This is a genomic window from Angustibacter sp. McL0619 (assembly GCF_049994355.1).
Classification (GTDB): domain Bacteria; phylum Actinomycetota; class Actinomycetes; order Actinomycetales; family Angustibacteraceae; genus Angustibacter.
In genome coordinates this window covers 34769-52676 of the sequence record NZ_CP188257.1, presented here as the reverse complement: position 1 = coordinate 52676, position 17908 = coordinate 34769, and the positions used below count along the sequence as shown (strand labels likewise).

The window sequence follows — 17908 nt, the reverse complement described above, 5'->3', positions numbered from 1 at the left end:
AGAGAGAGCCCCCGGACCTGAAGGTCCGGGGGCTCTCCTCTGGGTGTGCGAGGGGCTGTGCTGCGTCAGGACGGCGGCGTGCGATGCGCGGCGAGGACGCCTGCGGCCACCGGCCATCCGAACAGCAGTGCCACGAGGAGACGCTGCACGATGCCGTAGTTGTCGACGACGGAGGGTGGCGTCACGACCAGCAGTGCGGTGCCTGCCAGACAGAGAGTGCCGATGATGCGGCTGGCCACGGCCAGGCCCAGTCGACTCGTTCTACTCAGGCCTCTGGCCAGCAGGAAGAAGGAGATGATCAGCAGCAGAAAGCCGACCAGGGACGCGTACTCGTGGATCCAATAGCTGCCGGAGGCATTCACGGCGTCCCCGAAGTCCTTGCACGTGGCCAGCTGGTCGGAGCAGTCCTGTCGTGCCAACCCAGCCACGGCCATCAGCAGTCCCGAGATACCGACGAGTCCGGCTGCGAGTCGCCCAGCACGGGCGGGCACCCTGGTCCAGAGAAGCAGGGCTGCGCAGACTAGGGCAGTCGCACCCGACAGGAAACCCAAGATCATGATCCAGGCGTAGGGCGAGTCCAGCGCGGCGAGACCGCTGATCGCTTCGCGTCGCGCGTCATACCGCGGGGTGATCATCCCGGTAACGGCGACAGCGACGGCGAAGCCGCCCAGGCCCAGTACCGCAGTGACGGCCAGAGCTGATGTCGGTCGGGCCGCGGTTCGTTCGGGCAGCGGACGCGCTAGGTCGGGCAGCTGAAAGGTCATGCGTGTTCCTTCGGTAGTTGTCTCTGAGTTGCCTTCAGGTGCCAGTCGCACGGTCTGGCCAGATGACGTAGATCTTGCGGATCGTCTCGGCCACCACCCATCGACCTCGCCACCCCGAGGGAGCGATGAACTTCACACCCGGTCTCAGTTCGAGGGTTGACCCGTCATTGCTGAGCACCGTGCCGCGACCCTCGAGAATGTGCATGTACTCGGCGAACCCGTCGTTCTCTGCGGCGAAAGCGCCCGGGGTCACTTCCCACAGGCCGCTGTGCGCTGCGCCCTCGTCGTACAGCTCGCGGACAGAGGCGCGCGGGTGACCGTCGAGCACGGTAAGCGGCCCATCGGGAACGAAGCCGACGCGGTCGACGAGTTCGGGAAGGACCGTCAGCGGCATCTCCTGGCGGAGCTGGTCAGTCCAGCTGACGACGCTCGGTTGCTGCTTCATGGACCGATCTTCGAGCGGAGGCTGCCGCGCTCACGTCGGCCATGAGTGCCCATCTCTGACGGCCGGTTGCCTATTCATCCGAGCAGAAGCATTCCCACCCTCAGGTGGCGCCAGGAGGGGGACGTCATGTGTGCTCTGCCAGGCGTACGGTGTGCAAGTTGTTGGCCAGAAGATGTGCAAAACGTAGTTTCAATGGGGTGCGAATTGTTGAATATGCAGGTCAGAACACTATAGCCTTCCACCGTGGCCACCCCATACCGGCGTCGCGTGGCCGACGCCGACCTGAAGGCTCGCCTCGCAGCGGTCGGCGCAGTCGTCATAGAAGGCGTCAAGGGTTGCGGCAAGACCGAGACAGCCCGCCGACTATGCGTCAGCGAGGTTCTCCTGGACGTCGACCAGCAGGCCCGCCGCGCCGCCGAGCTCGACCCGTTCCTTGTCCTGGACGGCCCGACACCGAGACTCGTTGACGAGTGGCAGCGGCAGCCGACCGTCTGGGACGCCGTTCGACGTGAGGTGGACAGCCGCGGCGCCCCCGGCCAGTTCGTCCTCACAGGATCTGCGACGCCACGCGACGACGTCATCCGGCACTCCGGCGCCGGCCGAATCGGTGTCCAGCGCATGCGGACGATGACCCTCTCCGAGCAGGAAGCGCACCAGGCCACCACCTCCGTGGCCGAACTGCTCACGTCTGGCACAGCAGCGGGAGGCCGCTGCGGCCTCTCGCTGGCTGCCTACGCCGAACGTCTCGTCATCGGCGGCTGGCCACAGAACCTGGGGTCAAGGAGGCAGTCGCGCGCCAATTCGTCGAGGGCTACCTGACCACGATTATCGAGCACGACATCGACGAGGTCTCCGGCTCCCGGCGCGACCCGCTGCGCGTGCGTCGCCTCCTGCACGCCTACGCCCAACTGACCGCGCACCCGGCCACTGTCTCCACGATCCTGAGGCGGGCTCGCGGCGAGGCCGATGACGACATCGCACCGAGCCGATTCTCCGCCGCGCCGTATTTGGACGCACTGCGCCGCATGATGATCGTCGACGAGCTACCCGCCTGGGACCCCAAGGTCCGCTCTCGTGCGCGACTGACCGCCACCCAAAAGCGGCTGCTCGCCGACCCGTCGCTGTCCGCGTCCTTGCTCAACTGCAGCTCAACGCGACTGCTCAAGGACATCGAGACCCTCGGCTTCCAGTTCGAGGCGCTCGTCGCCCACGACCTGCGCGTGCATGCCGAGGCAGTCGGCTTCTCCCTTTACCACTACCGGGAGCGGGACGGCCGGCTCGAGGTCGACCTGGTCGCCGAGAGCATCGACGGCACCTGGGCAGCGTTCGAGGTCAAGCTCGGGGGCAACCAGGAAGACGAAGCGGCAGCCAATCTGCTCAGACTCAGGGAGCGCGTCGAGCAGTCACCGTCGGTGCTGGCAATCATCACCGCAACGGCGTACGGCTACCAGCGCAAGGATGGCGTGTGGGTCCTGCCGCTGGGCTTGCTGGGACCGTAGCCCGGACGCAACGAGGCCCCCGTGATCGTTGAGATCTCGGGGGCCCGTCGTGAGGGGTGCGCGAGGGGGGATTTGAACCCCCACGCCCTTTCGGACACTGGCACCTGAAGCCAGCGCGTCTGCCATTCCGCCACTCGCGCGTGAACCTCGGCGGCACCCGTAGGCAGCCCCGAAGTTCGCCCACAAGGCTAGCACGGGCTAGCGGTCGCTCCGTCCACCGTTACGATGACGGCTGGTCAGCGAGCGCCGGCTCGATGCTTGCTGTCCGCGACGCAGGACCACGCCGCTGAACATCGTCGAGGGAGGTGCCGCATGGGAGTGTTCGACCGGTTCGAGAAGGGAATCGAGCGAGCCGTCAACGGCGCCTTCGCCAAGGCGTTCAAGTCCGAGGTGCAGCCCGTTGAGATCGCCAGCCAGCTGCGCCGGGCCGCCGACGAGAAGGCAGCCGTAGTCGGCCGCGGACGCACATTGGTGCCGAACGCCTTCGTCGTCGAGCTCGGGTCAACCGACCACGATCGCCTCTTCGACTACGAGGAGGAGCTTTCCAAGGAGTTCGCCAGCAACCTGCGCGCGCACGCCGAGCAGCAGGGCTACGCGTTCGTCGGCCCGGTCACCGTCGAGTTCGAAGAGATCCCCGAGCTGGCGACTGGCCTGTTCCGGGTGCGCACCAACACGGTGAAGGGTCGCCAGCCCGAGGCAGGCCCGGCGCCGGCGCCGATCCCGCGCGACCCCGAGACCCCCGGCCCGAGCGTCCTGCACGCCCGCGAGATCCACGCCGAGCGCCAGCAGGCGCCGGCCAGCAGTCGCCGTCCCTGGCTCGACATCGACGGGCACGCCTACCCGCTGACGTCGTCGGTGACCGTGATCGGCCGCGGCGATGACGCCGACATCGTGCTGGACGACCCGGGGGTGAGCCGCAAGCACGCCGAGATCCGGGTCACCGCGGACGGTCCGCACCTGGTCGCCACCCTGCGTGACCTCGGCTCGACCAACGGCACGTTCCTGGACGCCCAGCGGATCGGCGCCGCCGAGCTGGGGAACGGGTCATCGATCACGATCGGGCGCACCAGGGCAGTCTACCGCAGCGGAGAGCGATGAGTGAGCTCACCGTCACGATCATCCGTCTCGGGCTGCTGGCCGTCCTTTGGGTGTTCGTCTTCTCGGTGGTCGGCGTGCTGCGGGGCGACCTGTTCGGAACCAGGGTCACCCAACGTCCCGCCCCGGCGCAGGCACCCCGCAAGGAGCCCGCGCCACCCAAGGCACCCAAGGCGCCCAAGGCGAACCGGCGCACGCCGTCCCACGTTCTGGTGACCGAGGGACCACTCAAGGGCACCACGATCTCGCTTGGTCAGCAGTCGGTGCTCATCGGACGAAACCTGGGCTCGACGGTCGTGCTCGAGGACGACTACGCCTCCGGGCGGCACGCGCGCATCTACCCGCAGGACGGCGAGTGGTTCGTCGAGGACCTCGACTCGACCAACGGCACCTTCCTCGGCAACGACAAGCTGACCGCGCCGCGCCAGCTCTCGGTGGGCTCGACGCTGCGGATCGGCACCACCGTCCTCGAGCTGCGCAGGTAGTCGCCGATGGCTGTCGCGCTGCGCTACGCGGCCCGCTCGGACATCGGGCTGGGGCGCTACAAGAACAACCAGGACTCCGGGTACGCCGGGCCGCATCTGCTGGCGGTCTGCGACGGCATGGGCGGCCACGCCGCCGGTGACGTGGCGAGCTCGATCGCGCTCGCCCAGCTGGCCACCCTGGACGCCGACTCCTACAGCGGCGACGACCTGGCCCGGCTGGCCGAGAGGATCCGCGCCGCCAACCGGGCGCTGAGCGAGCGCGTGCACGCCGAGCCCGAGCTGGCCGGCATGGGGACGACCACGACGGCCCTGGTGCTGCACGGGCAGCGGCTGGCCCTGGCCCACATCGGCGACTCGCGCTGCTACCTGCTGCGCGGCGGCGAGATCACCCGGCTCACCCACGACCACACCTTCGTGCAGCGGCTCGTCGACGAGGGCAAGATCACCGAGGACGAGGCCGAGCGGCACCCGCAGCGGTCGGTGATCACCCGGGTACTGACCGGCGACTCCGAGGACGACGCGGACCTGTCGGTCCGCGAGGCGCGGATCGGCGACCGCTACCTCGTCTGCTCGGACGGGCTGACCGCGGTGGTCCGGGACGCCACACTGGCCGAGGTGCTCGACGAGCACGACGACCCGGCGACCGCGGCCCAGGCGCTGGTCGACCTGGCGCTGCGTGGCGGGGGCGCGGACAACATCACCTGCGTCGTCGCTCACGTGGTCGACGCGTCGTCCGGCCAAGCCAGCTCGGTGCCCGAGGTGGTCGGCTCCGCCGCGGTGCGCGGAACCGTGCAGCCGACCGATGCCTCGACCCCGGCCGCGAAAGCGGCCGCGCTGGACCGCCAGGTAACGGACGACGAGGCGGACGACGTCCCCGCGGTCGCCGAGCCGCCGTCCCGCGCGCGCCGCGCGTTCCGGGTGGTTGCGGCGCTGGTGGTGCTGGTCGTGCTGTGCGCCGGCGGCTACGCGGCCTACTCGTGGAGCCAACAGCAGTACTACGTCGGAGCGTCCGGCGACCAGGTGGCGATCTTCCGCGGCCTGCCCCAGGACATCGGCCCGCTGCGGATGTCGCACGTCTACGAGAAGCAGGACCTCGCACTGTCCGACCTGCCGGAGTACACGTCCGAGCAGGTGCGGGGCGCGATCACCGTGGACGACCTGGCTGCGGCTCGGACCAAGGTGGCGGAGCTGCGCACCCAGGCCTGCCCAACCGACACGGCGACCACGCCGCCGACGACCACACCCTCCTCGACCCCGACGACACCACCCGCGGCCACACCGTCCGCGACCGCCTCGTCCGCGACCGCCTCGGCCGGGCCGTCCGCCAGCCCAACCCCTTCTCCCAGTGCGACTCCCGGCTCGGGTGCCGACTGCGGGAGTGCCGGCTGATGGCCACCGTCACGACGGTTGTGCCGCGCACCCGGCGGGGGGTCGAGCTGGTGCTACTCGTCTTCGCGGTCGGCATCGTGATGCTCGCGTATGCGAGCGTCGGGATCGCGGTGGACGGCGAGCTGCCGCCGTCGATGCTCAGCTACGGCGTCGGGCTGATCGTGCTGGTCGGCGCGGTGCACCTGATGCTGCGCTGGAAGGCCTCGTACGCCGACCCCGTGATGCTGCCGATCGCCACGGTGCTCAACGGCCTCGGCCTGGTGATGATCCACCGGCTCGACCTCGCGGAGAACCGCAGTGGCGGTGGAATGGCTGCGCGACAGTTGATCTGGATGACTATCGGCGTCGGGATCTGCGTGGCGATCCTGTACTTCATCCGCGACCACCGGGTGCTGCAGCGCTACACCTTCACCGCGATGCTCGCCGGTCTGGCTCTGCTGCTGCTGCCGCTGGTGCCCGGGTTGGGCAAGAACATCAACGGTTCCCGGATCTGGATCGGCGTCGGACCGCTGTCGTTCCAACCCGGTGAGCTCGCCAAGATCCTGCTGGCCATGTTCTTCGCCGGCTACCTGGTGCGCACCCGCGACTCGCTCGCCTTGGTCGGCCGCAAGGTGCTCGGGCTGTCCCTGCCGCGGGCGCGTGACCTCGGTCCGATCATCGTGGCCTGGCTGGCCAGCCTCGCGGTGCTCATCTTCGAGCGCGACCTGGGCTCCTCGCTGCTGTTCTTCGGCCTGTTCGTCGCGATGCTCTACATCGCCACCGAGCGTAAGAGCTGGATCGTCATCGGTCTGGTGCTGTTCGTGGCCGGCTCCTACCTGGCGTACATGATGTTCGGGCACGTCCAGCGCCGGGTTCTGCTGTGGCTGCACCCGTTCTCCGCCAAGGCTCTCGAGGTCTCCGACCAGCTCGTGCGCGGCATGTTCGGCATGGCGGACGGCGGGTTGCTGGGCACTGGTCTCGGCCGCGGTCACCCGGACCTGACCTACTACGCGGAGAGCGACTTCATCATCCCCTCGTTCGGCGAGGAGATCGGCCTGGTCGGGCTGTTCGCCCTGCTGCTGCTCTACTTGGTCTTCGTCGAGCGCGGCCTGCGCACCGCCCTCGGGGTGCGGGACGGCTACGGCAAGCTGCTGGCCAGCGGCCTGGCGTTCACCGTTGCGCTGCAGTGCTTCGTGGTCGTCGGTGGCGTCACTCGGGTGATCCCCCTGACCGGTCTGACCATGCCGTTCCTGTCGGCCGGCGGCAGCTCGTTGGTCGCGAACTGGGCGATCCTCGGTCTGTTGCTGCGGATCAGCGACCAGGCGCGCCGTCCGGCACCGGCGATCGAGCCGACCAACCTCGGCCTGGCTGATGCGCCGACCGAGGTGGTGAGGCTGCGATGAACGCGCCCATCCGCCGGCTCTCGGTGCTCGTGCTGATCCTGTTCGGCTCGTTGCTGCTCTCGTCCACCTACATCCAGTTCGTGCAGGCATCCTCGTTGCGCGACAAGCCGAACAACCGCCGCACGCTGCTGGAGAACTACAGCCGTCAGCGCGGTCCGATCCTGGTGAAGGGCAAGGCAGTCGCCCGTTCGGTGCCGACCCACGACGACCTGAAGTACGTGCGGCAGTACACCGACCCGCTGCTGTACGCGCACCTGACCGGCTACTACTCCTTCGTGTACGGCGCGGGCACCGACATCGAGCGCAGTGAGAACGACCTGCTGTCAGGGTCCTCCGACCAGCTGTTCTACCGCCGGGTGGTCGACGTGCTGACCGGCCGCGAGCCGCAGGGCGCCTCGGTCGAGCTCACCGTCGATCCCGCCGCCCAGAAGGCGGCCGCCGACGGCCTGGGCGACCAGCGCGGCGCCGTCGTCGCCCTCGACCCGCGCACCGGCGCGATCCTGGCAATGGTCAGCAACCCGACGTACGACCCCAACACGCTGTCCAGTCACGACCTGGCCAAGGTGCAGGCCAGCTACAAGCGTCTGCTCGGCGACAACGACGACCCGCTGGTGAACCGGTCGATCAACGCGCTCTACCCGCCGGGCTCGACGTTCAAGGTGGTCACGGCGGCTGCCGCGCTGTCCAGCGGCAAGTACACCGAGAGCTCGGAGCTGCCCGGCCCGGCCAGCCTGGACCTGCCGCAGACGTCGGTGAACCTGAACAACGACGACGGCCGCCCCTGCGGCCCTGGCGACAAGGTCGCCCTGACCAGGGCGCTGGAGATCTCCTGCAACACCGCCTTCGCCTCGCTGGGGCTGCAGCTGGGCGGCCAGGCGCTCGTCGACCAGGCCGCCAAGTTCGGGTTCGGGGACCGCATCGGGGTGCCGATGCCGGTCTCACCGAGCGTCGTTCCGGAGGGGATGAACAAGCCGCAGACCGCGCAGGCCGCGATCGGCCAGTACGACGTGCGGGCCACACCGCTGCAGATGGCGATGGTCGCGGCCGGCGTCGCGAACGACGGCCTGGTGATGTCCCCGTACTCGGTCAAGACGGTGCGCAGCCCGGACCTGGACGTCATCGACCAGGCCAAGCCGCAGGAGCTCAGCCGGGCCGTCACGCCTGAGGTCGCCGACCAGCTGACCCGGATGATGGAGCAGGTGGTCGAGTCCGGCACCGGCACCCGCGCGCAGATTCCCGGCATCAAGGTCGCCGGCAAGACCGGCACGGCTCAGCACGCCAAGGGCGAGCCGCCGCACGCCTGGTTCATCTGCTTCGCCCCCGCCGACGACCCGCAGGTCGCGGTCGCGGTCGTCGTCGAGGACGGCGGCAAGGCCGGCAACGAGGCGTTCGGCGGCCGGGTGGCCGCGCCGATCGCCAAGTCGGTGATGGAGGCGGTGCTGCGATGAGCCAGATGCACCCCGAGCCCGGCCTGCGCGTGGTCGACCGCTACCAGCTGACCAGCCGGATCGCGATCGGCGGCATGGGTGAGGTGTGGCGCGCGCGGGACGAGGTGCTCGGCCGCGAGGTCGCCGTCAAGCTGCTGCGTCGCGAGTACGCCCAGGACGAGACGTTCCTGGCCCGCTTCCGCTCCGAGGCGCTGCACGCGGCGTCCCTGAGCCACCCCGGCATCGCGTCGGTCTACGACTACGGCGAGGTGCAGGGCACCGCGTACCTGGTGATGGAGCTGGTGGACGGCGAGCCGCTGTCCGCCTGGTTGGCTCGGCAGGGTGCGCTGCCCGCCGAGACCGCGGTGCCGCTGATCCAGCAGGCCGCAGCCGCGCTGCAGGCGGCGCACGACGGCGGCGTCGTGCACCGGGACGTGAAGCCGGCCAACCTGCTGATCACCCCTGACGAGACGCTCAAGATCACCGACTTCGGCATCGCCCGGGCCGGCGACCAGCTGCCGATCACCCGCACCGGCGAGGTGATGGGAACGGTGCAGTACCTCTCCCCGGAGCAGGCGGTCGGCCAGACCGCCACCCCGCTCAGCGACGTCTACGCGCTCGGCGTGGTCGCCTACGAGACCCTGGCCGGACGACGTCCGTTCGACCACGACACCGCGGTGGCCACCGCGCTGGCGCAGGTCAACGACGACCCGGACCCGTTGCCGGAGACTGTGCCCCCACGGGTGGCCGACGTGGTGATGTGGTCGATGGAGAAGAACCCCGCGCACCGTCCGCAGAGCGCGGCCGAGCTCGGGTCGGCGCTGGGCAGCGCGCTCGCCGGGCTGTCGGCCGCGCCGGCGACGGCTGCCGCCACGCAGGTCATGCCCGCAGTGGTGGCACCGCCACCCACAGCCGCGGCGTCCACGATCACCCCTGCCGACGAGTCGCCGGACCACCGCACGCGCAACATCGTGATCGCCGTGCTGGCGGTGCTCGTGGTCGCGGCCCTGGTCGCGCTAGCCGTCAACCAGTTCGGCCAGGACGACACGCAGCCACCGACCGGACCAGGTACCTCGACCTCCGCGCCGACGACGACGCGGACCACCTCGTCGTCCTCGACCACCTCGACCCCGGACGAGATCACCCTGGACCCCGCTGACTACGTCGGTCGTCCGGCGGACGAGGTCGAGGCCGAGCTCAAGGGTCTCGGGCTCGAGGTCAAGAAGAACTCGGTCAGGGACAACACGGCCCAGAAGAACACAGTGGTCGGACTGTCCCCGACCTCCGGGCTGGCCAAGGGCGACACCGTGACGCTGGACGTCGCGAGGGGCGGCCGGAAGCAAGAGCCGACCACGACGACGTCCAGCACGACCACGTCCAGCACGACCACCAGCCCGCCGTCCGCGAGCGACGGGCCGCCGTCCAGCACCGCGGGCGGGACGGGCAACGCGACTGACCCGACCAGCACCGAGGCGGCAGGATGATCGCGGACCGCACGGACCCCAGCGCTCGATCGACCCAACACCGCACGATGACGAAGGGCACGACGTGAACGCGACACCCCGCCTGCTCGGCGGACGGTACGAAGTCGGGGAGCTGCTCGGTCGCGGCGGCATGGCCGACGTGCACCTCGGGCGCGACACCCGGCTGGGTCGGTCCGTCGCCATCAAGATGCTGCGCTCCGACCTGGCGCGCGACCCCGCATTCCAGGCCCGGTTCCGCCGCGAGGCGCAGTCGGCTGCAGCGCTGAACCACCCTGCCGTGGTCGCGGTCTACGACAGCGGTGAGGAGCCGGCCAACGAGGGCGGCGGCGAGCACACGCCGTACATCGTCATGGAGTACGTCGAGGGGCGCACGCTGCGCGAGCTGGCGGGCAGCGGGCAGCGGATGGACTGGCGCGAGGCGCTCCGGGTGACCAGCGGGGTGCTCGCTGCCCTGGCCTACAGCCACCGCGCCGGCATCGTGCACCGCGACATCAAGCCCGCCAACGTGATGCTCACGCCGACCGGCGACATCAAGGTGATGGACTTCGGTATCGCGCGGGCGATCGCCGACTCGTCCGCGACGATGACGCAGACCCAGGCCGTGATCGGCACCGCGCAGTACCTCTCGCCGGAGCAGGCCCGCGGCGAGACCGTGGACGCCCGCAGCGACCTGTACTCCGCCGGCTGCCTGCTGTTCGAGCTGCTCACCCTGCGCCCGCCGTTCGTCGCGGACTCGCCGGTGGCGGTGGCCTACCAGCACGTCAGCGAAGCGGCCGTCCCGCCGAGCACGTTCGCGCCCGACGTCCCGGAGGCCGTCGACGCCATCGTCCTGCACGCCCTGCAGAAGGACCGCGGCAGCCGCTACCAGACAGCGGACGAGTTCCGCGCGGACGTCGACGCCGCGATGGAGGGACGCCGGATCAGCGCTGCCGCAATGGGTTCGGCCGCCGCGCTCGGCGTCGGCGCCGCCGCCCTGGCCACCGAGGCGATGACGACCGTCCCGCCCGCCGACGGGACGACGACCCTGCCGCCGGCCGTGCCCGAGGCGGACATGCTGCCGGAGGGCAGCGACGAGCCGGACAAGAACCGCACCGGGCTGTGGATCCTGCTGGGCCTGCTCGCCGCGGCGCTGCTGGCCGTGGGTGTCCTGGTGCTGCCGGGCATGCTCGGCGGAAACAAGCCGAACGTGATCGCAAAGGTGGCCGTGCCGGATCTCACCTCCCTCACGGTCGAGCAGGCCACGGGCGCGCTCACCGCGAAGGGTCTGGTGCTCGGCACCCACGAGACCCAGCCGGACGACACCGTCCCCGAGGGCAAGGTCATCAGCCAGGACCCGGGCACCGGTGCGATGGTCCTGCCGCACTCGGCGGTCAACGTGGTCATCTCCTCCGGCCCGGACGCCGTGGAGGTGCCGCGACTGGACGGCCTGACCAAGAGCCAGGCCGAGAAGGCGCTCGCGGAGGTCGGGCTGAAGCTCGGCGACACCACCGACGTCGAGTCGACCGAGCAGGACAAGGGCCACATCGTGTCCAGCAACCCGGCGTCCGGCGACTCGGTCGCCAAGGACACCGCGGTCTCGGTCGAGATCGCGAACGGCAAGGTCACGGTGCCCAACGTCGTCGGGCAGACGGTCGCCGAGGCGACGACCACGCTGACCAACGCCAACCTCAAGGTCGACGCGACGAAGTACGAGGAGAGCACCCAGCCCGAGGGGACCGTCATCCGGCAGACCAACGCGGGCAAGGTGGTCAGCCAGGGGAGCACGATCCAGCTGGTCATCGCGAAGGCCCCACTGCCGCCGACCAGCACGGGCACCCCGACCGGCACGGGCACCCCGACCGCGACGCCTTAGCGGACCAGCGGAGCCATCCCCTGCGAGCGCTCGACGGCTTCGTCGTCGCCGCAGCTGAGCAGCCAGTTGGCCAGCAGTCGGTGCCCGCCCTCGGTGAGCACCGACTCCGGGTGGAACTGCACGCCCTCGAGCGGCAGGTCGCGGTGCCGGACGGACATGATGATGCCGCTGGCGGTGCGGCCGGTGACCTCGAGCTCGTCCGGCAGCGTCTCCGGCTCGATGGTCAGTGAGTGGTAGCGGGTGGCGGTGAACGGCTGCGGCAGCCCGGCCAGCACGCCGACGCCCTCGTGCTCGACCAGGCTGGTCTTGCCGTGCAGCAGCTCCGGCGCGCGGCCGACCACCCCGCCGTAGGCGACGCCCAGGGCCTGGTGGCCGAGGCAGACGCCGAGCATGGGCTGGCCGCGGTCGGCACAGGCGAGCACCATCTCAACGCGAATCCCGGCGTCCTCCGGGGTGCCGGGGCCCGGGGACAGCAGCACGCCGTCGTAGCCGGCGCCGTCCTCGGCCGTCACCGCGTCGTTGCGCAGCACGTCGCAGTGCGCGCCGAGCTGGGTCAGGTAGCCGATGATCGTGAAGACGAAGCTGTCGTAGTTGTCGACCACGAGCACCCGGGGGCCGTCCGCGCTGGTCACTGGGTCACCGTCCCACCGTTGAAGGGCATGTAGGGGGCGAGGAGCTGGAAGCCCCACAGGAACAGCACCGCCACCACCGCCAGCACCAGCGCCGCCGCGACCGCCACCCGGGCGGGCGTCGGCCCGGGCAGGTGCTGCCGAATCCATCCGTACACGGCTCAGCCCCTCAGCACGTCCGGGACGACGCCCGGGGACTTGGCGATCTTCTGCTCGAGCTTGCTGAACACGACGTACCGCTGTCGGGCCGAGAACTTGGGGTGGCAGGCGGTCATCGTCATCATCCGCTCGGTGGGCTTCTGGCCCGGGTGCTCCGGGACCGGCGCGACGACGTCCACCCGGTCCGGGGTGACCACCTCGTGCCCGACGACCCGGTAGACGTACCAGGTGTCCGCGGTCTCCACGACGACCGGGTCCCCGACCTTGAGCTCGTCGATCCGGTTGAACGGTTTGGCGTAGGTGACCCGGTGGCCGGCGACCGCGAAGTTGCCGACCGCGCCGGGCTTGGCGGAGTCCGCGTAGTGGCCGACGCCGCGGTCCAGGACGTCGAGGCTGGTGCCCTCGATGATCGGCCGCACGTAGCCATGACCGAAGCGCGGGACCCGGATCAGCGCGAAGGCGTCACCGAGGGGGATCTCCTTGAGCTTGGTCGGGGTGGCCGGGCTCGTCGGGGTGGCTGTGCTGGACGGCGAGGGGTGGGGTGGCAGGTCCGCCCACTCCTTCTGCAGCTGCTCGGTCTGCTGGGACTGGGCGTGCGCGGCGGTCACGTCGGTCCACCACAGCTGCCAGACCACGAACAGCAGCAGCACCAGGCCTGCGGTGATGCAGATCTCGCCGAAACCCCGCAGGGTGGCCCGCAGCGCGTTCACCGAATCGCGCTGGCGTGCTCGAGGAGGAGCGATCCGTCGTAACCGGGCAGCTTGGTCAGACCGAGGCGGTCGACCTTGTAGCCCAGCCCGACGGCGTCCACGTACTGGCGGTAGATGTCCAGCGTGTCGGAGTCGTCGAGGCCCTTGGCCATCTTCGCGACGTCGCCGACCGCGGTGATCTTGTACGGCGGGGAGTAGACGCGGTCCTGCAGGATCAACACGTTGCCGACGCAGCGCACGGCGCTGGTGGAGATGACCCGCTGGTCCATCAGCATCATCGCGGTGGCGCCGGACGCCCACAGCGTGTTCACCACGGCCTGGACGTCCTGCTGGTGCACGACCAGGTCGTCCGGCTCGAACCCGTCGGGCACGACGTCGCTGTGCGGGGCGTCGTTCAGCTCCACGCGCAGCCCGCGACCGACGACCGGCTGGGTGCCCGCGGCCTGGGCGAGCTGGACGACGTCCGAGTTGAGTGCGGCGAGCTTCGAGCCGACCGGGGCCCCCTGCCTGCCGAGATCCTCGACCTGCTGGCGGAGCCGGGCGACGTCCGCCTCCTCCACCTCGGCGCGGTGCTCCTGCTCACGGACGAGGTCGGCGGTGTCCGTGCGCCCCTCGGAACGCAGGTCGCGGCCGCGGGCGGTGGCCGCGCTCGTGGTCGCGAGCAGGCCGGCCAGGGCAAACACCACCGGCGCAGCTATCCCCCATCGGGACAGCCGAAGGTGGCGAAAGCTCAGCGGCATGAGCACTACGCTAGACGACCACACCTAATTGAGGAGTCGCCGTGCCCGAATCCAGGGCCCGAAAGAAGGCCACCTACACGCCGCCCACCACCAAGTCGTCCGCGTCGAAGCAGAGCGCCTCGTGGTACGCGCCGGTGATGTGCGCCCTCTTCCTCATCGGACTGGCGTACATCGTCGTGTTCTACATCACCCAGGGCAAGTACCCGATCGAGGCGCTCGGCCCGTGGAACGTCATCGTCGGCTTCGGTGTGATCATGGTCGGCTTCGTAATGGCGACCCGCTGGCGCTGAGGGTTCTTACACGCGTGTGATTCTGTCCCCAGGTTGTGGACAACCCTGTGGACAGTCCGCTCAGTAGAGGGCTGTGGACAGCTTCCACAACGAGATCGCGACCATGGCTCCGAGCACGACCCAGGTACCGACGACCTGCACGACGAGGCGCTGGGACGGTTTGACCGGCGCGGCCAGCACCAGCCCCATGGCGGCGCCGGTGAGCAGCCCGCCGAGGTGGGCCTGCCAGGCGACGTTCGCGAGGGTGAAGCCGAGCACGGCGTTGATGCCGATGAAGATGAGAACGCCCTGGCTGCTCTGGCCGAGCCGGCGCTGGACGACGAGCAGGGCGCCGAACAGGCCGAAGACCGCCCCCGAGGCACCCACGGCCACCGAGCTCCACGAGCGCGGGTCGGCCGGGTTGGCCAGCGCGAGGTAGCCGACCGAGCCGCCGATGGCGCACATCAGGTAGAGCGCGGCGTACCGGATCCGACCGAACTGCGCCTCCAGGTACGGGCCGACCTGCCACAGCACGATCATGTTGAACAGGATGTGCGCCGGCGACATGGAGTGCAGGAACGCCGAGGTCAGGAACCGGTAGGGCTGGGTGTCCGCGACGGTCGGTGAGAAGCCGAACCGCAGGATCATGTCGGTGCCGGGCACCAGCTCGATCACGTACACGATGACGCAGACGATGACGATGCCGATCGTGACGACCGGGGTGCCGGTGCCGGGCTGGCCACCGAACGCGGTGCGGACCGTGCGCATCCCGCGGGCCTGCTCGCGTACGCAGTCGACGCACTGGACGCCGACCGAGGCCTGCCGCTGGCACTCCGGGCAGACCGGGCGCTCACAGCGCTGGCAGCGGACGTAGCTCACCCGGTCCGGGTGGCGAGGGCAGACGGGCTCGGTCGCAGGACCGACCGGCGGTTCGGCCGGCGGTTCGGCCGGCGGTTCGGCCGGCGGAGGTGCCGGGGTGCTCACCGGTCGGTCCCTGCGTCCTCGAGTTGTCGAGCCGGCTGGTGGGTCAGGCCGCGGCCGTGGTGACGGACTCGATGACCACCGGGTCGCGCGGTGCGTCGCCGGGGCCGGTCGGCACGGCGACGATCGCGTCCACGACGTCCCGGCTGGACTGGTCGGCCACCTCACCGAAGATGGTGTGCTTGCCGTTCAGCCAGCTGGTCGCCTCGACGGTGACGAAGAACTGCGAGCCGTTGGTGCCGCGGCCACCCTGCTTGCCCGCGTTGGCCATGGCCAACAGGTAGGGCTTGTCGAACGCGAGGTCCGGGTTGATCTCGTCGTCGAACGTGTAGCCGGGGCCGCCGCGACCGTCACCGCGGGGGCAGCCGCCCTGGATCATGAAGCCGGGGATGATGCGGTGGAAGGTCAGACCGTCGTAGAACGGCTCGGTCTTGGTGTCGCCCGTCTGGGCGTCCTTCCACTCCTTGGTGCCGTCGGCGAGGCCGACGAAGTTGCGCACGGTCTCGGGCACCTGGTCGGGGAAGAGCGTGATGTTGATGTCGCCCTTGTTCGTGTGCAGCGTGACGTCCATGGCGGACATCCTCGCACGAGGGCGGAAACGGCTGCCTACCCCTGGGTAGGCGAGATGGCTCGGATCAGGGCAGGATGGTGGATCGCCGGACGATCCACTTGGGAGGGCACGTGTTCACGAAGACCCGTACCGACAAGGCCAAGGACCAGGCCACCACGGCGAAGGACTCCGCGGCCATCAAGGCCAAGGACGCCAAGGCTCAGGTGCAGGACGCTGCCGTCGCGGCGGGTGTGACGCTGCGCGACAAGGTGGCGCCGGCAGCCGTGGCGAAGGCCAAGGACGCGCGGGACTGGGCGGCACCGAAGGCCTCTGCGGCCGTCGGGGCTGCGGCACCGCACGTCGAGGCCGCCGTGGACAAGGTGCCGCCGGCAGCCGAGGCTGCGCGCGACAAGATCGTGGAAGACCTGCTGCCCCGCCTGGTCGAGGCCGTGAACGCGGCCGCGTTGGCGGCTACCGCCGCCAGTGCCGCCGGTGCCGCGAAGGCGTCGGACGCCGCGGGTACCGCGAAGTCGCGCGGCTCGGACGCGGTCGCCGTCGCGAAGGGCGACAAGGTGGCGAAGAAGAAGCGCAGCAAGAAGAAGGTGTTCCTGTTCTTCACCGCGATCGCTGCCGGAGCGGCGGCGGCGCGAGCGGTCATGAAGAACCGCGGTCCGCAGGACGACCCGTGGGCCGTGCCCGAGGGGTCTTACCCGGGTGCGACGAGCTGGGCGTCGGAGGCGAAGTCCGCGGCGGCAGACGCCAAGGACAAGGTCACCGGTGCCGCCTCGGACCTGAAGGACGCGGTGGTCGACAAGGCCGACGGCGCCAAGGACGCGGCGAGCGACGCAGCTGACAGCGCCAAGGACGCGGCGGACGACACGGTCGTCGACCTGTCAGCCGGCACGGAAGCCGCCGTCGATGCCCTGACCGAGGCCGCGGATGAGAGCGGCGGCAAGTCGTCGTCAAGGAAGAAGGACCCGCTCACCGACCCCATCGACGAGTCCTAACCCCTCCTGCTTGCTCCCCTCCACCCGCTTTACTCAACTCAGACCGCTCTCCGGACCTCCGGGAGCGGTCTGAGCAGAGTAACGGCCGACGCCATCGCTGGACTCAGCTACCGATGCTGAGTTCAGACAACGGCATGAGGCACTCGATCATGTCGCTGTCCTCGGCCCAGCTCTTCGTGGTCGACCGGTAGCCAACCCAGTCGCCGAACTCGCGGCCGTACTTGTGGCTTGCCTTCGCGCAGGTCGACTTCATGCGCTTCTCCAAGGCAGCCTCACCGGGAAACGTCCCCGACTTGGGCACCTGCCGGGTCACGAGCCACTGGGACGACCCATGCTTGCACCGGCCGAAGTTCTTGAGGGCGCCCTGTTTGGTCTTCGTCGCGCACACGCCCCATCGCGGTAGCGCGTCGGATTCTGCGATTACGGCGCCCTTCAGCGTGGCGGCCGGCAGGGCGCTCAGGTGGGACTGGCCGCCCCTCGGTGCCTGGAACGCGGATACCGCGCAGGCGATCTTCGCTGCCTTCGACGCTGCCTTCCGCTGGCTCGTCGGAGTCAGTTCCCACAACTCCAGTCGCAGCGGTGCCGCGCCCCGGTAGCCCAGCCAGGACTTCACGTCCGGGCAGGCGTGCGATGCGGCGTCCCACCGGCCTTGATTGGTCGTCAGGTTCGACCTGTCCGGCACGGTCGGCGCCGCGAACACTTCCAGCAGGTGCGGCTTGGCGCAGTCGGCTACGACGAAGTCCTCGTCGCGACTCGCCGGCGACGACTCCGGCAGCGTCGCACACGTACCCACCGGAATGACCTGTGCCGCAAGGACTTTGCTGCCCTGCTTGAGTGCTGCGGTTTGGCCCGCGCCCGGGCTGGTGGACGCTGGCGAGCCGCCGGCGCCACAGGCAGTTGTGATGGCCACCAGCACGGCAGCGGTGAGCGTCGCGACACCCTGCAGGGTCGGTCGAAGCATCGTCAGGCACCTCTCGGTCGTTTTGTCAGGCGTCGGCGGCACGGTGCCGGACGCGGGAGCAGCAGTGATCGTCACCAGGT

At 69.9% G+C, this 17908-nt stretch carries 20 protein-coding genes and 1 tRNA gene; 11 read left to right on the top strand and 10 right to left on the bottom strand.

The window, feature by feature from the left end; genetic code table 11:
• Positions 1 to 65 precede the first annotated feature (65 nt).
• Both ACPPVT_RS00260 and ACPPVT_RS00255 read right to left on the bottom strand, forming a co-directional pair.
• The gene (locus tag ACPPVT_RS00260) at positions 66 to 764 is read right to left on the bottom strand and encodes a DUF998 domain-containing protein (protein WP_426564341.1); all 699 of its coding nucleotides are present in this window, start codon (positions 762 to 764) and stop codon (positions 66 to 68) included.
• A 34-nt stretch (positions 765 to 798) separates the two neighbouring features.
• Positions 799 to 1209 carry a cupin domain-containing protein gene (locus ACPPVT_RS00255; protein ID WP_426564339.1) on the bottom strand — a complete coding sequence of 137 codons (411 nt, stop codon included), beginning with the start codon at positions 1207 to 1209 and terminating at the stop codon, positions 799 to 801.
• Between the two features lie 243 nt (positions 1210 to 1452).
• Here ACPPVT_RS00255 and ACPPVT_RS00250 point away from each other — a divergent pair, with 243 nt between their 5' ends.
• Both ACPPVT_RS00250 and ACPPVT_RS00245 read left to right on the top strand, forming a co-directional pair.
• Complete coding sequence (locus ACPPVT_RS00250) at positions 1453 to 2028, top strand: AAA family ATPase (protein WP_426564337.1); 576 nt, start codon at positions 1453 to 1455, stop codon at positions 2026 to 2028.
• Between the two features lie 59 nt (positions 2029 to 2087).
• Positions 2088 to 2708: a DUF4143 domain-containing protein gene (locus ACPPVT_RS00245; protein ID WP_426564335.1), complete on the top strand. Its 621-nt coding sequence runs from the start codon at positions 2088 to 2090 to the stop codon at positions 2706 to 2708.
• A 57-nt stretch (positions 2709 to 2765) separates the two neighbouring features.
• On the opposite strand, the gene ACPPVT_RS00240 is transcribed toward ACPPVT_RS00245, so the two are convergent.
• A tRNA-Leu gene (locus ACPPVT_RS00240) sits at positions 2766 to 2848 on the bottom strand.
• A gap of 172 nt (positions 2849 to 3020) precedes the next feature.
• On the opposite strand from ACPPVT_RS00240, the gene ACPPVT_RS00235 reads away from it, so the two are divergent.
• The 7 genes from ACPPVT_RS00235 (at position 3021) to pknB (ending at position 11822) form a co-directional block, all read left to right on the top strand.
• A complete protein-coding gene (locus tag ACPPVT_RS00235) occupies positions 3021 to 3806 on the top strand; it encodes an FhaA domain-containing protein (RefSeq protein ID WP_426564333.1) in 786 nt (261 codons plus the stop codon).
• Positions 3803 to 4288: an FHA domain-containing protein FhaB/FipA gene (locus tag ACPPVT_RS00230; RefSeq protein WP_426564331.1), complete on the top strand. Its 486-nt coding sequence runs from the start codon at positions 3803 to 3805 to the stop codon at positions 4286 to 4288. Before ACPPVT_RS00235 ends, ACPPVT_RS00230 begins: the two co-directional genes overlap by 4 nt.
• 6 nt (positions 4289 to 4294) lie before the next feature.
• Positions 4295 to 5677, top strand: coding sequence for a PP2C family protein-serine/threonine phosphatase (locus ACPPVT_RS00225; protein ID WP_426564329.1), 1383 nt, complete (start codon positions 4295 to 4297; stop codon positions 5675 to 5677).
• Entirely contained in the window at positions 5677 to 7059 is a 1383-nt protein-coding gene (locus ACPPVT_RS00220) for an FtsW/RodA/SpoVE family cell cycle protein (protein WP_426564327.1), read from the top strand. Before ACPPVT_RS00225 ends, ACPPVT_RS00220 begins: the two co-directional genes overlap by 1 nt.
• Positions 7056 to 8507, top strand: coding sequence for a peptidoglycan D,D-transpeptidase FtsI family protein (locus tag ACPPVT_RS00215; protein ID WP_426564325.1), 1452 nt, complete (start codon positions 7056 to 7058; stop codon positions 8505 to 8507). Before ACPPVT_RS00220 ends, ACPPVT_RS00215 begins: the two co-directional genes overlap by 4 nt.
• Positions 8504 to 9970, top strand: a complete 1467-nt coding sequence (locus ACPPVT_RS00210) for a protein kinase domain-containing protein (RefSeq protein ID WP_426564323.1) — start codon at positions 8504 to 8506, stop codon at positions 9968 to 9970. The genes ACPPVT_RS00215 and ACPPVT_RS00210 overlap by 4 nt, the downstream gene beginning before the upstream one ends.
• Positions 9971 to 10034: 64 nt before the next feature.
• Positions 10035 to 11822 carry a Stk1 family PASTA domain-containing Ser/Thr kinase gene (gene pknB / locus ACPPVT_RS00205; protein WP_426564321.1) on the top strand — a complete coding sequence of 596 codons (1788 nt, stop codon included), beginning with the start codon at positions 10035 to 10037 and terminating at the stop codon, positions 11820 to 11822.
• Here pknB and ACPPVT_RS00200 read toward each other — a convergent pair.
• From ACPPVT_RS00200 to ACPPVT_RS00185, 4 genes are read right to left on the bottom strand one after another with little or no spacing between them, the layout of a single operon-like run.
• Positions 11819 to 12454 carry an aminodeoxychorismate/anthranilate synthase component II gene (locus tag ACPPVT_RS00200; protein WP_426564319.1) on the bottom strand — a complete coding sequence of 212 codons (636 nt, stop codon included), beginning with the start codon at positions 12452 to 12454 and terminating at the stop codon, positions 11819 to 11821. The genes pknB and ACPPVT_RS00200 overlap by 4 nt on opposite strands.
• A complete protein-coding gene (locus tag ACPPVT_RS00195; protein ID WP_426564317.1) occupies positions 12451 to 12609 on the bottom strand; it encodes a hypothetical protein in 159 nt (52 codons plus the stop codon). The genes ACPPVT_RS00200 and ACPPVT_RS00195 overlap by 4 nt, the downstream gene beginning before the upstream one ends.
• Before the next feature lie 3 nt (positions 12610 to 12612).
• Positions 12613 to 13320, bottom strand: a complete 708-nt coding sequence (locus ACPPVT_RS00190; RefSeq protein ID WP_426564315.1) for a class E sortase — start codon at positions 13318 to 13320, stop codon at positions 12613 to 12615.
• Positions 13317 to 14060, bottom strand: a complete 744-nt coding sequence (locus ACPPVT_RS00185) for a DUF881 domain-containing protein (RefSeq protein WP_426564313.1) — start codon at positions 14058 to 14060, stop codon at positions 13317 to 13319. The genes ACPPVT_RS00190 and ACPPVT_RS00185 overlap by 4 nt, the downstream gene beginning before the upstream one ends.
• 41 nt (positions 14061 to 14101) lie before the next feature.
• Between ACPPVT_RS00185 and crgA the strand changes: the two genes are divergently transcribed.
• Positions 14102 to 14350: a cell division protein CrgA gene (gene crgA / locus ACPPVT_RS00180; RefSeq protein ID WP_426564311.1), complete on the top strand. Its 249-nt coding sequence runs from the start codon at positions 14102 to 14104 to the stop codon at positions 14348 to 14350.
• Positions 14351 to 14410: 60 nt separating this feature from the next.
• Here crgA and ACPPVT_RS00175 read toward each other — a convergent pair whose 3' ends face one another.
• Together ACPPVT_RS00175 and ACPPVT_RS00170 are read right to left on the bottom strand one after the other, a co-directional pair.
• On the bottom strand, positions 14411 to 15313 hold the full coding sequence (locus ACPPVT_RS00175) for a rhomboid family intramembrane serine protease (protein WP_426564309.1): 903 nt from the start codon (positions 15311 to 15313) through the stop codon (positions 14411 to 14413).
• A 43-nt stretch (positions 15314 to 15356) separates the two neighbouring features.
• Positions 15357 to 15881: a peptidylprolyl isomerase gene (locus tag ACPPVT_RS00170; protein ID WP_426564307.1), complete on the bottom strand. Its 525-nt coding sequence runs from the start codon at positions 15879 to 15881 to the stop codon at positions 15357 to 15359.
• A 110-nt stretch (positions 15882 to 15991) separates the two neighbouring features.
• On the opposite strand from ACPPVT_RS00170, the gene ACPPVT_RS00165 reads away from it, so the two are divergent.
• A complete protein-coding gene (locus tag ACPPVT_RS00165) occupies positions 15992 to 16867 on the top strand; it encodes a hypothetical protein (protein WP_426564305.1) in 876 nt (291 codons plus the stop codon).
• Positions 16868 to 16970: 103 nt separating this feature from the next.
• On the opposite strand, the gene ACPPVT_RS00160 is transcribed toward ACPPVT_RS00165, so the two are convergent.
• The gene (locus tag ACPPVT_RS00160) at positions 16971 to 17903 is read right to left on the bottom strand and encodes a hypothetical protein (protein ID WP_426564303.1); all 933 of its coding nucleotides are present in this window, start codon (positions 17901 to 17903) and stop codon (positions 16971 to 16973) included.
• Positions 17904 to 17908 lie beyond the last annotated feature (5 nt).